9 protein-coding genes are annotated in these 13025 nt (G+C 68.5%); 6 read left to right on the top strand and 3 right to left on the bottom strand.

Annotated features, from left to right (window positions below):
- Positions 1-21 precede the first annotated feature (21 nt).
- Genes J2X92_RS26850 through J2X92_RS26835 form a run of 4 tightly spaced genes read left to right on the top strand, consistent with a single transcriptional unit; the run spans position 22 to position 7748 of the window.
- Positions 22-4221 (top strand): YhdP family protein, encoded by a 4200-nt coding sequence (locus tag J2X92_RS26850; protein WP_307580477.1) that lies wholly within the window; start codon positions 22-24, stop codon positions 4219-4221.
- Positions 4218-5033 (top strand): carbon-nitrogen hydrolase family protein, encoded by an 816-nt coding sequence (locus tag J2X92_RS26845; protein ID WP_307580475.1) that lies wholly within the window; start codon positions 4218-4220, stop codon positions 5031-5033. Before J2X92_RS26850 ends, J2X92_RS26845 begins: the two co-directional genes overlap by 4 nt.
- A 2-nt stretch (positions 5034-5035) precedes the next feature.
- Complete coding sequence (locus J2X92_RS26840; RefSeq protein ID WP_307580473.1) at positions 5036-7084, top strand: two-component system sensor histidine kinase NtrB; 2049 nt, start codon at positions 5036-5038, stop codon at positions 7082-7084.
- Between the two features lie 37 nt (positions 7085-7121).
- Positions 7122-7748, top strand: a complete 627-nt coding sequence (locus tag J2X92_RS26835) for a response regulator transcription factor (RefSeq protein ID WP_307580471.1) — start codon at positions 7122-7124, stop codon at positions 7746-7748.
- A gap of 4 nt (positions 7749-7752) precedes the next feature.
- Here the strand turns inward: J2X92_RS26835 and J2X92_RS26830 are convergent, their stop codons facing one another.
- From J2X92_RS26830 to J2X92_RS26820, 3 genes are all read right to left on the bottom strand, one after another.
- Positions 7753-8316, bottom strand: a complete 564-nt coding sequence (locus tag J2X92_RS26830; protein WP_307580469.1) for an OmpA family protein — start codon at positions 8314-8316, stop codon at positions 7753-7755.
- 109 nt (positions 8317-8425) lie between these two features.
- Positions 8426-9085, bottom strand: a complete 660-nt coding sequence (locus J2X92_RS26825) for an OmpA family protein (protein ID WP_307580467.1) — start codon at positions 9083-9085, stop codon at positions 8426-8428.
- A 195-nt stretch (positions 9086-9280) separates the two neighbouring features.
- Positions 9281-9448, bottom strand: a complete 168-nt coding sequence (locus J2X92_RS26820) for a hypothetical protein (RefSeq protein WP_307580465.1) — start codon at positions 9446-9448, stop codon at positions 9281-9283.
- On the opposite strand from J2X92_RS26820, the gene mltA reads away from it, so the two are divergent.
- Positions 9447-10595, top strand: coding sequence for a murein transglycosylase A (gene mltA / locus J2X92_RS26815; protein ID WP_307580463.1), 1149 nt, complete (start codon positions 9447-9449; stop codon positions 10593-10595). The two genes, J2X92_RS26820 and mltA, sit on opposite strands and share 2 nt — an antisense overlap.
- Before the next feature lie 128 nt (positions 10596-10723).
- A complete protein-coding gene (locus J2X92_RS26810) occupies positions 10724-12994 on the top strand; it encodes a PhoX family protein (protein ID WP_307580461.1) in 2271 nt (756 codons plus the stop codon).
- Positions 12995-13025: the final 31 nt, after the last annotated feature.

The raw sequence follows: 13025 nt of genomic DNA, 5'->3' as shown, positions 1-13025 counted from the left end.
CCTGACACAGCGCGATCCTCAATGAACGACACGGCGTCTTCCCCTTCACGTCTGCTCAAGATCACCGCTGCGACGGCGCGCTGGCTGTTGGGTTTACTGATCGCTGCATGGCTTCTGCTGGCACTGTCAGTGGTTGTCCTACACGCATGGATTGTGCCGCGAATCGGCGATTACCGTGGTGCGCTCGAGGCACAAGCCAGCAAGGCCATCGGGGTACCCGTGCGCATCGGGTCGATCACCGCCCGATCGGATAGCCTGTTTCCGGTTTTCGAGCTGCGCGACGTGGTGCTGCACGATGCCCAGAAGCGGGAAGCCCTGCGCCTTGTGCGGGTGGTGGCGAGCGTGTCGCCGCGCTCGTTGTGGCGCCTCAACTTCGAGCAGCTCTACATCGAGGGGCCACAAGTCGACGTACGCCGCGACGTACTCGGCAAGCTGCACGTGGCCGGTCTTCACATGGACACCGACACCACCGGAGAGACCCGCGCCGCCGACTGGTTTTTTGCCCAGCGCGAGCTGATCGTCGAAGGCGGCACCGTGCGCTGGACCGACGAGCAGCGCCAGGCCGAGCCGCTGCTGCTGACCAACGTGCGGTTCGTGGCGCGCAACACCGCCCGCCGACACAACCTTCGGCTCGACGCCACGCCGCCGGTCGGATGGGGCGAGCGTTTCACGCTGCGCGGCCAGTTCCGCCAGCCGCTGCTGTCGGTGCGCTCCGGACGCTGGCAAACCTGGGACGGCCAGATCTACGCCGACCTGCCCTACATGGACGTCACGCGCCTTGGCCGCTATGTCTCCATCGACGCGCGCATCCGGGAAGGCAGCGGTGCGCTGCGCCTCTGGGCCGACCTGAAGAAAGGCCAGGTCGTGGGCGGCGCGGCGGACCTGGGCCTCAACCGCATCGACGCCTCGCTGGGCCGCGACCTCCAGCCGCTGGTGCTGCGTTCGGTGACCGGTCGGCTCGCGGGCCAGCTGAACGAAGAAACCTTCGAGTTCTCGACCGCCGCGCTGCAGTTCGACACTGCCGACGGCATGCGCTGGCCTGGCGGCAACCTGTGGATGCAGCACTCGCCGGCGCAAGGCCGCACGCCCGAGCACGGCGCCTTGCGCGCCGACCGGCTCGACCTGGCCGCACTGGCACTCATCGCCGACCGCCTGCCGCTGGGCGATGCCACGCACCGCGCGCTCGACGCCTATGCGCCGCGCGGGCTGGTCGAGCGCATCGACCTGAACTGGCAGGGGTCGCTGGGCGCGCCCGAGCGCTACCAGGCCAAGGGGCGGGTCAGTGGCCTGCGCGTGGCATCGCAGCCGGCGCCGCCGCAAAGTGCCAACGCCGCGCCGGCCGCACCCACCGGGAGCGGCACTGCATCGAGCCCGCAACGCCCGCATGCCGGCTCGCCCGGCGTGAGCGGCGCCACGGTCGAATTCGAGGCCACCCACACTGGCGGCACCGCAGCGCTGTCGATCGCACAGGGCACGCTCGAGTTTCCGGGCGTGTTCGAGGAGCCGGTGATTCCGATCGAACGTCTCGCCGCCCAGCTGCAATGGAAGCTCGATAAGGGCAACGCGCAGCTGCAGGTCTCCAAGCTGCGCTTTGCCAATACCGACGCCGAGGGCGAGGCCGAGGCCAGCTGGCGCACCAGCGATCCAGCCGTCTCGTCCGGGCGCGGGCGCTACCCCGGCGTGCTCGACCTGCAGGGCAAGCTGACGCGCGCCGACGGCACGCGCGTGTTCCGCTACCTGCCGCTCGAAATTCCCCAGCACACGCGCGACTACGTGCGCAGCGCGGTCACCAAGGGCACGGCCAGCAGCGTCGACTTTCGCGTGCGCGGCGACCTGCGCGACATGCCGTTCATGGATCCGAAGAAGGGCGAGTTCCGCATCGTGGCCAAGGTCGCCGACGTCAACTACGCCTACGTGCCGCCAACGTCGGCCATTGCTGCGTCGACCGCAGCAAAGGCGGCCGGCCCTGCGGCCCGCCCCGGCACGCCGGCACCGGTCTGGCCGCCGCTCACCGGGCTTTCGGGCGAGCTCGTGTTCGAGCGCGCGGGCATGCTGGTGCGCAATGCGCGCGGGCGGCTGGCCGGCGCGTCGGGCATCGAGGTCACCAAGGCCGAGGCCCAGATTGCCGACATGTCGCACCACGCCTCGCTGCTGCGCCTCGATGCGCAGGCTAAGGGGCCGCTGGGCGAACTGCTGCGCGTGGGTGCGCCGCTGGCCGGCGAGACCGGCGAGGCGCTGTCCCGCGCACGCGCCACCGGCGTGGCCGACTACCGCCTGCACCTCGAACTGCCGCTCGCCGCGTTGGACGCGGCCAAGGTCCAGGCCAGCATTGCGCTGTCCGACAACGAACTGCAGTTCGTGCCCGAAGCGCCGTCGTTCACCCAGGCCAAGGGCACGGTGAGCTTCACTGAAACTGGTTTTTCGCTGGCCGGCGTCCAGGCCCGGCTGCTGGGCGGCGACATTCGGCTCGAGGGCCGCGGCCGCTTTGCCGGTGCCAACCGCGAAGTGGCGCTGAAGGCGCAGGGCACCGCCACGGCCGAGGGCCTGCGCAGTGCGCGCGAGGCCGAGTGGCTCACCCGAATCGCGGCCAAGGCCACCGGCAGCACGCCCTACGCGGCCACCTTTTCGATGCGCGACGGTGCACCCGAGTTTTCCGTCACCAGCACGCTGCAGGGCTTGGCCTTGCAGCTGCCTGCACCCCTGGTGAAATCGGCCGACGAGCAGATGCCGCTGCGCATCGAGAAGAAGGTGTTGCAGCGCGAAAACCGCGCGGGTGTTGCGGTCGCGGTGCAGGACCAGCTCTCGATGGAGCTCGGCCGCATCGGCGCGGTCCAGTATGTGCGCGACATTTCAGGTGCCGATGCGCGCGTGCTGCGCGGGAGCGTCGCCATCGGGCTGGCGCCCGGCGAAACCGCCAGCGTGCCCGAAAGGGGCGTGACGGCCAACGTCAACATCGCCAAGCTCGACATGCCGGCATGGCAGGCTCTCGTTGGCGACACCGGCACAGGCGCCGGTGCGGCCGAGGCGCCGGCCGGCACCGAGGACGCGGCCATGAGCTACGTGCCCACGCGCATCGCGGTGCGCGCGCAGCAGCTCGGCATTGCGGGCCGCACGCTGCACAACGTGGTGCTCGGCGGCACGCGCGAGGGGACGCTCTGGCGCGCCAACATCGATGCCTCGGAACTCAGCGGCTACGCGGAGTACCGCCACACGCAGGCCGGACGGCTCTATGCGCGGCTTGCGCGGCTCAAGATTGCGCCGGCCGAGGCGACGCAGGTCGAAACGCTGCTCGACGAGGAGCCCGGCACGCTGCCGGCGCTGGACATCGTCGTCGACGACTTCGAACTGCTGGGCAAGCGCCTGGGCCGCGCCGAGATCGACGCCGTCAACCGCGGCGGCGCGGGCCGCGAATGGCTGCTCAACAAGCTGAGCTTCACCATGCCCGAGGCAAACTTCACGGCCAAGGGCACGTGGGCCGCGAGCTCGGTCACCACGCCCGGACGCTCCGAGCGGCGCCGCACGGCGATGACCTTCACGCTCGACATTGCGGACGCCGGCAACCTGCTCACGCGCTTCGGCATGCCTGGCGTCCTGCGGCGCGGCAGCGGGCGGCTCGAGGGCGACGTTCATTGGCGCGGCTCGCCGTTCTCGCTCGATTACCCGAGCCTGGGCGGGCAGATCCAGGTCAACGTCGAATCCGGCCAGTTCCTCAAGGCCGACCCCGGCCTGGCCAAGCTGCTCGGCGTGCTGAGCCTGCAGGCGCTGCCGCGCCGGCTTACGCTGGATTTCCGCGATGTATTCAGCCAGGGCTTTGCCTTCGACTTCATCCGCGGCGACGCGAAAATTACCAACGGCATTGCGAGCACCAACAACCTGCAGATGAAGGGCGTCAACGCCGCCGCGCTGATGGACGGCTCGGCCGACATCGTGCGCGAGACGCAAGACCTGCGCGTGGTGGTGGTGCCCGAAATCAACGCCGGCACCGCCGCGCTGGTGGCCACCGCCATCAACCCGGCGATCGGCCTGGGCACCTTCCTCGCGCAGTGGGTGCTGAGCAAACCGCTCGCCACCGCCGCCACGCAAGAGTTCCACATCGAAGGCACCTGGGCCGACCCCAAGATCGCCAAGGTGCCACGACGATCCATCGTGCCCAATGCCTCGGCTCTGCCCGCAGCGCCAGCCGCGGGCGGCGAAGGCAAGAAAACGGAGACCACGCAATGAAAGTCGCAGCCATTCAGATGGTGTCGGCCATCGCCCGCGAAGCCAACCTCGCACGCGCCCACGGCCTGCTCGCGCAAGCGGCCGAGGCAGGCGCCGAGCTGGCGGTGCTGCCCGAGTATTTCTGCATGATGGGCGCGCGAGACACCGACAAGCTGGGCCTGCGCGAAACCGCCGGGACCGGCACCGTGCAGGGCTTTCTTGCTGACGCGGCACGCGAGTTCGGGCTCTGGATCGTCGGCGGCACGCTGCCCATCGAGACGACCGACGCGGAGCACGTGTTCAACAGTTCGCTGTGCTATTCGCCCGATGGCCAGTGCGTGGCGCGCTACGACAAGATTCACCTGTTCTATTTCGACAACGGCACCGAGCGCTACGACGAGCGCCGCGTGATCGCGCCGGGTGCGAAGCCCGTGGTGTTCGACCTGCCTTCCCGCGACGGCCACCGCTGGCGCGTGGGCATGAGCGTCTGCTATGACCTGCGCTTTCCCGAGCTCTACCGCGCGTTGGCCAGGCAGGGTGCCGAGCTGCTGCTGGTGCCCAGTGCCTTTACCCGCACCACCGGCGCCGCGCATTGGGAGGTGCTGCTGCGTGCCCGCGCGATCGAGAACCTGGCGTGGGTGGTTGCGCCCGCTCAGGGCGGCACGCACGAGAACGGTCGCCACACATGGGGCCAATCGATGATCGTCGACCCCTGGGGCGCCGTGGTGGCGCAGCAGGCCAGCGACGAAGGCGTGGTGCTGTTCGACATCGAGGCCGGACAGGTCGAGCGCATGCGCGGCCAGCTGCCGGTTCTCTCGCACAGCGTTCTCTAGCGATGGAGAGTGCCTTGCAAGTCGCACCGCCGCGATGGGCGCTGTCCGCGTTCGCGCGCCTGCGCTCGCTGTGGCAGCGCTGGTTTCTTTGGCTGATCCTGGCCGTCCTGGTGTCGGCGCTGCTGATCACCGTGGTGTGGCTCGCCGGGCGGCACGAGGTGGAGCAGGTGCAGGCGACGCTCGACCGCGACACGGCCGACGCGGTGTCCGACCTGCGCATTGGCCTCCAGCGCAATGCACAAAGCCTGCGCGCCACGCAGGTCTCGGGCATGGACCCTACGCGCTGGCCGGAAGCCGCCGCCAGCTTGCTGCGCGAGCACCGCGAGTGGCTCCGGCTCGAGTGGCGCGATGCCGCGCTGCGCCCGCTGGAGGCCGTCAACACGCCCTATCGCATGCGCCTGATCGACGAGGAGAGCCGCGGCGCAGACCAGTCCGATGTGGCCTTGGCCTGCGCGGCCGCGCGCAAGCTTGGCGCACCGGCCTATTCGCCGAGCCACTACGTGCCGATCCTCGGCGGCGGAGGTGTCGAGGTGATGGAGCTCTGCGTGCCTATCGACGCGGGCGGCTTCCTGGTGGCCAGCTATTCGCTGCGCGACACGCTCATCGAACTCGTCGGCCCCACGCTCACGCGCGGCCAGGAGGTGGCTTTCACCGAAGCCGACGGCACGCGGCTGGTGGCGCTCGGCACCTCGCGCCGAACGGGCACCCGCGTTTTCACTTCGCAGCAGCTGATCGACCTGCCCGGCGCCGCGCTGATGCTGCGCGTCGACGGCTGGCGTGCCGCGCCCGATCTTTTCCCCAACGTGCTGACCGCGCTGGTCACGGCCATCTCGATTGCGCTGGTGTCGGTGCTGGTGCTGCTGGCGCGCGACACGCGCCGCCGGCTGCGCGCCGAGCGCGACCTGGCCGACGCGCTGGCTTTCCGCAAGGCGATGGAAGATTCGGTCATCACCGGCCTGCGCGCGCGCGACCTGCAGGGGCGCATCACCTACGTGAATCCCGCCTTCTGCGAAATGGTCGGCTTCAGCCCCGAGGAGCTGATGGCCGGCAGCGGCGAATCGATCGAGGCGCCTTACTGGCCGACCGAGCTGGCGCACGAATACCAGCAGCGACAGGCGCGGCGCTTGGCCGGCGGCATGCCGCCGCGCGAAGGCTTCGAGTCGGTCTTCATGCGCAAGGACGGCACGCGTTTTCCGGTGCTCATCTTCGAGGCCCCGCTGATCAACGCGCATCGCGTGCAGACCGGGTGGATGAGCGCCTTCATCGACATCAGCGAACAGCGCCGCATCGAGGAACTCTCGCGCGCCAGCCAGGAGCGCCTGCAGGCCAGCGCGCGGCTTGCCACCGTCGGTGAAATGGCGTCGCTCCTGAGCCACGAACTTACCCAGCCCCTGGCCGCCATTGCCAGCTATGCGACCGGGTCGCTCAACATGCTGGGCCCGCACGCCAAGGGCGAGCAGGCCGAGGTGGCCATGGCGGTGCGGCGCATTGCCGAGCAGGCCGACCGCGCCGGCCAGGTGATCCGCAGCGTGCATGACTTCGTGCGCCGGCGTGACCGCACGCGCGAGGCCGTGGCGCCGCAGGCGCTGATCGATGCGGTGCTGCCGCTGGTGCGGCTGCAAGCGCGCAAGCTGGGCGTGAACATCGAGGTGGCGCTCGAAGACGGACTGCCCAGGGCCATGTGCGACCGCACGCTGGTCGAGCAGGTGCTGCTGAACCTGGCGCGCAACGGGATGCAGGCGATGGACACGGCGGACAGCGCCGGCGGCCGCGTTCTGCGGCTGCGCGTGGCGCGCGTGGTGGCCGTCGGCGGCCCGGGCGCGGAGGACGCGCGGCGCTGGCTCGAATTTTCAGTTGCCGACTTCGGCAGCGGCATCAGCGAAGAAGTGGCGGGCCGCCTCTTCACTCCTTTTTTCACCACGCGGCCGGATGGCATGGGGCTGGGCCTCAGCCTGTGCCGTACCGTGGTGGAGCAGCATGGCGGCGTGCTCATGTTCGAGCCCAACTCTCCCCGAGGCACCGTGTTCCGATTTACCCTGCCGAGTACATGACTCACCCCAAGGCTTCGCGCTCGTTTCTGGAATCGATATGCAACCGCTGATCGACGGTCTCATCTTCATCGTGGACGACGACGCCAGCGTGCGCGAGGCGCTGGCGTGGCTGCTGCGTTCGCGTCGCCTCGAAAGCGAACACTTCGCCAGCGCCGAAGCCTTCGAGCAGCGCCTGGCCGAGGGCCCGCTGCCCGAGCAGCCGCTGTGCCTGCTGCTGGACGTGCGCATGCCCGGCACCAGCGGCCTGGTGCTGTTCGACCGGCTCGCGGAGCGCGGCCTGCTGGACGCCATGCCGGTGATCTTTCTGACCGGCCACGCCGACGTGCCGACGGCGGTCGATGCGGTGAAGCGCGGCGCCTTCGATTTCTGCGAGAAGCCCTTCTCCGACAACGCCTTGGTCGACCGCATCGAGCAGGCGCTGGGTGCCTCGCTCAGCGCTTTGGAGGTGCAGCGCGCGCGAAAAAGCCTGGCGGGCCGCGTTGCCGATCTGACCGAGCGCGAGCGCGACGTGATGCGGCTCGTGGTCGAGGGCTTGCCCAACAAGCTGATTGCCGATCAGCTGGCCATCAGCGTGCGCACGGTGGAGGTCCACCGCGCGCGCGTGTTCGACAAGATGGAAGTGAAATCGGCGGTCGAGCTGGCCAACCGCCTGCGGGATCTCTAGAAGATCAGACCTTTTCCGCTACGAAGATCTCGACGCGGCGGTTTTGCGCACGGCCGGCCGGCGTGCTGTTGTCGGCCAGGGGTTCGCGCGAACCGCGGCCGTCGGTGGTGATGGCCGTGGTCGAAACGCCGCGGCCCACCAGGTGGTTGCGCACGCTGTCAGCGCGGCTCACCGAGAGGCGTTCGTTGCCTTCTTCGCTGCCAGTGTTGTCCGTGTGGCCCACCACGCGCACGCTGGCCGCAGTGGCGCTGCGCAGGCCTTCGGCGGCCTTGTCGAGCACCTGGGCGAGGTTGCGCTTCACGTTGGCGCGGCCCACGTCGAACGACAGTTCATTGGGAATCACGAGATGCAGCTGGTTGTCCGTGGTCTGCTCGATCACCACGCCCGTGCCCTTGGTCGAGCTTTCGAGCTCGGTCTTGAGCGAGGCCAGGCGCGCGGTCCAGCTGTTGGCTGGCGCGGCGGCCTGTGCGGCCGGTGCGGCGGCCGATCCCGGCGCGGGCGATTGCGAGGCGCAGCCCACAACGAACAATGCGGCCGCAGCCGCACCCGAAACAACAAACTTCCTCATGAGTTTTCCCTCTGAATGAACAACATTGAAACGATGGCAATGGGCGCCGGCCGCTCCCGCCCGACCGGCTTCTTCTTTTTTTGTTTTGTCTTTTATCTGTCGATGGCGATCAGCCTCGCGGCGCGCGCTCACCCACGTAGATTTCGACGCGGCGGTTCTGTGCCCGGCCGGCGTCGCTGTTGTTGTCGGCAATTGGCTCGTGCGAGCCGCGGCCTTCGATGCGGAAGGCCGCGGCGCTTACACCGCGCGCCACCAGGTAGTCGCGCGTGCTCTGGGCGCGGTCCACCGACAGCGGGTTGTTGACGGCGTCGGAGCCGGTGCTGTCGGTGTGGCCGATGATGCGCACCTCGGCATTCGGGTTGTTGCGCAGGCCGTTCGCAAATTGGTCGAGCACCGGCGCAAAGTTGGATTTGATGTTCGCACGGCCCACGTCGAAGGACACATCGCTTGGGATCTGGAGCTTGAGCTCGTTGTTAGGCGTTTGCGTGACGGCAATGCCGGTGCCCTGGGTTGCGGCTTCCATCTGGCGCTTCTGGTTTTCCATGCGCTGGGACCACAGGTAGCCGCCGAGTGCGCCCGCAGCAGCCCCGACCACGGCACCGGTGCCGATAGCACCGCGGTTGCCGCCGGTGGCGGAGCCAATGGCGGCGCCACCCAATGCGCCAATGCCGGCGCCGATGCCGGTGTTGCGCTGGGTGTCGGTCATGCCTCCGGCACATCCAGAGAGGACGAGAGCGGCAGCGGTGGTAGCGAGTACGAACTTTTTCATTGCAATCCCTTTCAAGGTTGAATCAGGCGGGACAGCTTAGCGTCGGCAAGCTCGCGATGGTACGGCTTTCCTGGTGTGGAGGAAAGGGGTAAACCTTCTGCAAAGCCCCGTGTATGCTACGATGATTGCTACTAAAGTAATAGCTGGGGGCCTGTTTTCCGACATTCGGCGGCGGCTTTGGGCTACGCGACGAATTCACGCTTTTGGCGGGGGATTCTTTTCGTCCGAGTTGTTCGCGTCGTTGCCGGCGGTCTCGTCCTCGTCGTGCAGCTCGCCTTTTTTTCGACCCGAGAACATGGTCCACCAGACGATCAGGATGAACACGAGCCCGGCCCCGAGGGCTTCAAGCAAAATCAAACCCATGAGAAATGGACTCCAGTGGCTGGTTGGGCTCGCGATCGTAGCAACGCTGGCCGGCTGCTCGATGGCCCCCAGGGCCCCCGACACTTCGACGCGGCCCGCCGCCACGCCCCCGCGCGAGCTCGGTCCGCTGACCGGATCGCTGACGCATCCCAAGAGCCGATGGGTGCCCGTCGGCTGGGCGGAACTGCCGGGCTTCGGCGAGGATCCGCTGCACGAAGCCTGGATTGCGCTGCTCGCCAACTGCGTGCGGCCCAACGCCGCGTTTGCGCCGCTGTGCCGCGACGTACGCCAACTGGCCATCGCAACGCCGGAAGAGCAGCGCCAGTGGATGACGGACCGGCTGCAGCCCTACCGGGTCGAATCGCTCGCGGGTTCGAGCGAGGGCAAGCTCACGAGCTATTACGAGCCGGTGTACGAGGCCTCCCGCGTGCCCACGGCTACTTTCAACGTTCCGATCTACCAGGCGCCTGAGGGGCTGGTGCCGCGCCGCGCCTGGTATACCCGGCAGGAGATCGAGACCCTGCCCGAGGCGCAGGCGGCGCTGCGTGGCCGCGAGATCGCATGGATGGCCGACCCCATCGATGCGCTGATGCTGCACATCCAGGGCTCCGGGCGGCTTCGCATCACCGAAGCCAACGGCGTGCAGCGCACCGTGCGCGTGGCGTTCTCTGCCACCAATGAGCAGCCCTACAAAAGCGTGCAGCAATGGCTGATCTCGCAGGGCGTGGCCAAGGTCGGCAAATGGCCCGACGACACCAAGGCCTGGGCGGCGCAGAACCCGCAGCGCGTGTCGCAGCTCTTGTGGAGCAATCCGCGCTACGTGTTCTTCCGGGAAGAAACCCTGAGCGAGGTCGATGCGGCCTTCGGCCCTCGCGGTGCGCAGGGCGTGCCGCTGACGGCGGGGCGCTCCATCGCGGTCGACCGCGAGAGCATTCCCTACGGCACGCCGGTGTGGCTCGCGTCGAGCGGGCCTGCGGCGCAATTGCAGAAGCTGGTGGTGGCGCAGGACACCGGCAGCGCCATCCTCGGGGCGGTGCGTGCCGACTACTTCGCCGGCACCGGCGCCGACGCCGGCCGTCTGGCCGCCAGCATGAACCAGCCGCTGCGGCTCTGGGCCCTCTGGCCAAGGCAGCTGCCCGCGCCCTGAAGTGCGCGTGCTGTTCTCGAAGACGGGGGCGAGCTAATTCTGACCAGAGGCTGAGCGTTTCACGCGGGTGTCATGCGAAGTACCTACCTTCGCGGGTTGATTTGTTCAACCCACGAAAGACATTGCGCATGACAGCAATCTCCCGCAGCGACGATCCTTCGATCGATCTCGACGACATCGGCACCAACCCCACGGCGAATCCGGCCTTCAACGACCTGATCGCGTCGCGCCTGAGCCGGCGCCAGCTGTTCGGCCTGGGCGTGGGCACCGCCAGCACGGCGCTGCTGCAGGCCTGCGGTGGTGGCGGTGGAGGCGGTACGGCCTTCCCCGTGCTGCCACCTGCACCGGCACCCGCCACCCCGGCCCCTCCGCCGCCTGCACCCGCTCCGCCGGCACCGGCGCCGGCACCCCTCAAGCTCAACTTCAGCGCGGTTGCCAAGAGCCTGGACGACGTTGTGAGCGTGCCAGCCGGCTACACCGCCAGCGTGCTCTATCGCCTGGGCGACCCGATCGCGGCCGGTGTGCCGGCCTATGCCAACGACGGCACCGATGCGCCCGCTACCTATGACCGCCGCGCCGGCGACCATCACGACGGCATGACCTTCTTCGGCATGAACGCTTCGAACAAGTGGGACCCGGCCAGCGCCACGCGCGGCCTGCTCACGATGAACCACGAAGCCATCACGCCGCTGTTCCTCCACCCGGCCGGCCAGACCATCGTCGGCACCGGCAATGCGGCGGTTCGCACGGTGGCGGACGAAGTGCAGCGCGAGTTCTACCTGCACGGCGTGAGCGTGGTCGAGGTCGGAAAGAGCGGCGCCAGCTGGAGCTACAAGCAGGATTCGAGCTTCAACCGCCGCATCCACACGCTGACCGAGATGAGCTTCTCGGGTCCGGCCGCCAAGACCGACTACCTGAAGACCAAGTATTCGACCGATGGCAGCAAGACCCGCGGCACGGTCAACAACTGCGCCAACGGCACCACGCCGTGGGGCACCTACCTCACCTGCGAAGAAAACTGGGCCGGCTACTTCCGCCGCATTGCCGCAACCGACAACCCCAACCGCAGCGCGAAGGAGATCGCCTCGTTCACCCGCTATGGCGTGGCCAGCACCGGCCGCGAGCTGTGGGCCACCGTCACCCCCGACACGGCCGACAACATCTATGGTCGCTGGAACACTCAGGTGGTCGGCGCCACCGCCACCGACGATTTCCGCAACGTGGCCAACACCTACGGCTGGGTGGTCGAGATCGATCCCTTCAACCCCGCCAGCACGCCCAAGAAGCGCACCGCGCTCGGCCGCTTCGGCCATGAAGGCGCCTGCCTCGGCCCGGTCGTGGTCGGCAAGCCGCTGGTCTGGTACATGGGCGACGACTCGCGCAACGAGTACATCTACAAGTTCGTCTCGACCAAGGCCTGGGACGCGGCCGACATCGGCGGCGGCATCGCAGCCGGCGACAAGTACATGGACGACGGCAAGCTCTACGTCGCGCGCTTCAACGCCGACGGCAGCGGCAACTGGCTGGAGCTCTCGCTTGGCGTGAACGGCATCACCTCCGGCAATGCGGCCTATGCTTTTGCCGATGCCGCCGACGTGTTGATCAATGCGCGCCTGGCGGCCGACGTTGCCGGCGCAACCAAGATGGACCGCCCCGAGTGGACGGCCGTCAACCCGAAGACGGGCGACGTGTACGTCACGCTCACCAACACCAACGCAGCCTCGCGCCCCATCACCGCGACCGACGGGGCCAACCCGCGCTACTACAACGACCCCAAGGGCCCGACCGCCACCCCGCAGCTGGGCAACCCGAACGGCCACGTGGTGCGCTTTGCGGACGACGGCGCCAACCCTGCTGCGCTCACGTTCAAGTGGGACGTGTACCTGTTCGGCGCGCGTTCCACGGCGTCGGCCGACATCAACGTGTCGCAGCTGAGCGCCGACAACGACTTCTCCAGCCCCGACGGCATGTGGTTCAGCCACGCCAGCGCGGGCCTGCTCTGGCTGGAGACGGACGACGGCGCCTACACCGACGTGACCAACTGCATGCTGCTGGCCGCGCTTCCAGGCCAACTGGGCGACGGCGGCGCGAAGACGATCACCAACATCGACGGTGCCACCACCCGCACGCAGGCCACCTTCGTCGGCAAGGCGCCCGGCGCCGAGGGCCTGCGCCGCTTCCTGGTCGGCCCGAAGGATTGCGAGATCACGGGCATTGCCGAATCGGGCGACGGCCGCGCGCTGTTCATCAACATCCAGCATCCGGGCGAAACCACGCCGGTAGCGAGCATCGGCGATCCCACCAAGTTCGGCAGCCACTGGCCGCAGGGCGGCAGCGCCCGCCCGCGCTCGGCCACGGTGGTCATCACCAAGGATGACGGCGGCTTGATCGGGCTCTAAGGAAAAGCGGCTGCGCGTGGGTCCTTCCGGA

The organism is Variovorax paradoxus (genome assembly GCF_030811855.1).
In the GTDB taxonomy this organism is placed as follows: domain Bacteria; phylum Pseudomonadota; class Gammaproteobacteria; order Burkholderiales; family Burkholderiaceae_C; genus Variovorax; species Variovorax paradoxus_L.
This window is presented reverse-complemented; position numbering and strand designations above follow the sequence as displayed.

Coding starts and splice junctions, on each gene's coding strand:
- J2X92_RS26850 (WP_307580477.1), top strand. CDS start 22: ATGAACGACACGGCGTCTTCCCCTTCACGTCTGCTCAAGATCACCGCT.
- J2X92_RS26845 (WP_307580475.1), top strand. CDS start 4,218: ATGAAAGTCGCAGCCATTCAGATGGTGTCGGCCATCGCCCGCGAAGCC.
- J2X92_RS26840 (WP_307580473.1), top strand. CDS start 5,036: ATGGAGAGTGCCTTGCAAGTCGCACCGCCGCGATGGGCGCTGTCCGCG.
- J2X92_RS26835 (WP_307580471.1), top strand. CDS start 7,122: ATGCAACCGCTGATCGACGGTCTCATCTTCATCGTGGACGACGACGCC.
- J2X92_RS26830 (WP_307580469.1), bottom strand. CDS start 8,316: ATGAGGAAGTTTGTTGTTTCGGGTGCGGCTGCGGCCGCATTGTTCGTT.
- J2X92_RS26825 (WP_307580467.1), bottom strand. CDS start 9,085: ATGAAAAAGTTCGTACTCGCTACCACCGCTGCCGCTCTCGTCCTCTCT.
- mltA (WP_307580463.1), top strand. CDS start 9,447: ATGAGAAATGGACTCCAGTGGCTGGTTGGGCTCGCGATCGTAGCAACG.
- J2X92_RS26820 (WP_307580465.1), bottom strand. CDS start 9,448: ATGGGTTTGATTTTGCTTGAAGCCCTCGGGGCCGGGCTCGTGTTCATC.
- J2X92_RS26810 (WP_307580461.1), top strand. CDS start 10,724: ATGACAGCAATCTCCCGCAGCGACGATCCTTCGATCGATCTCGACGAC.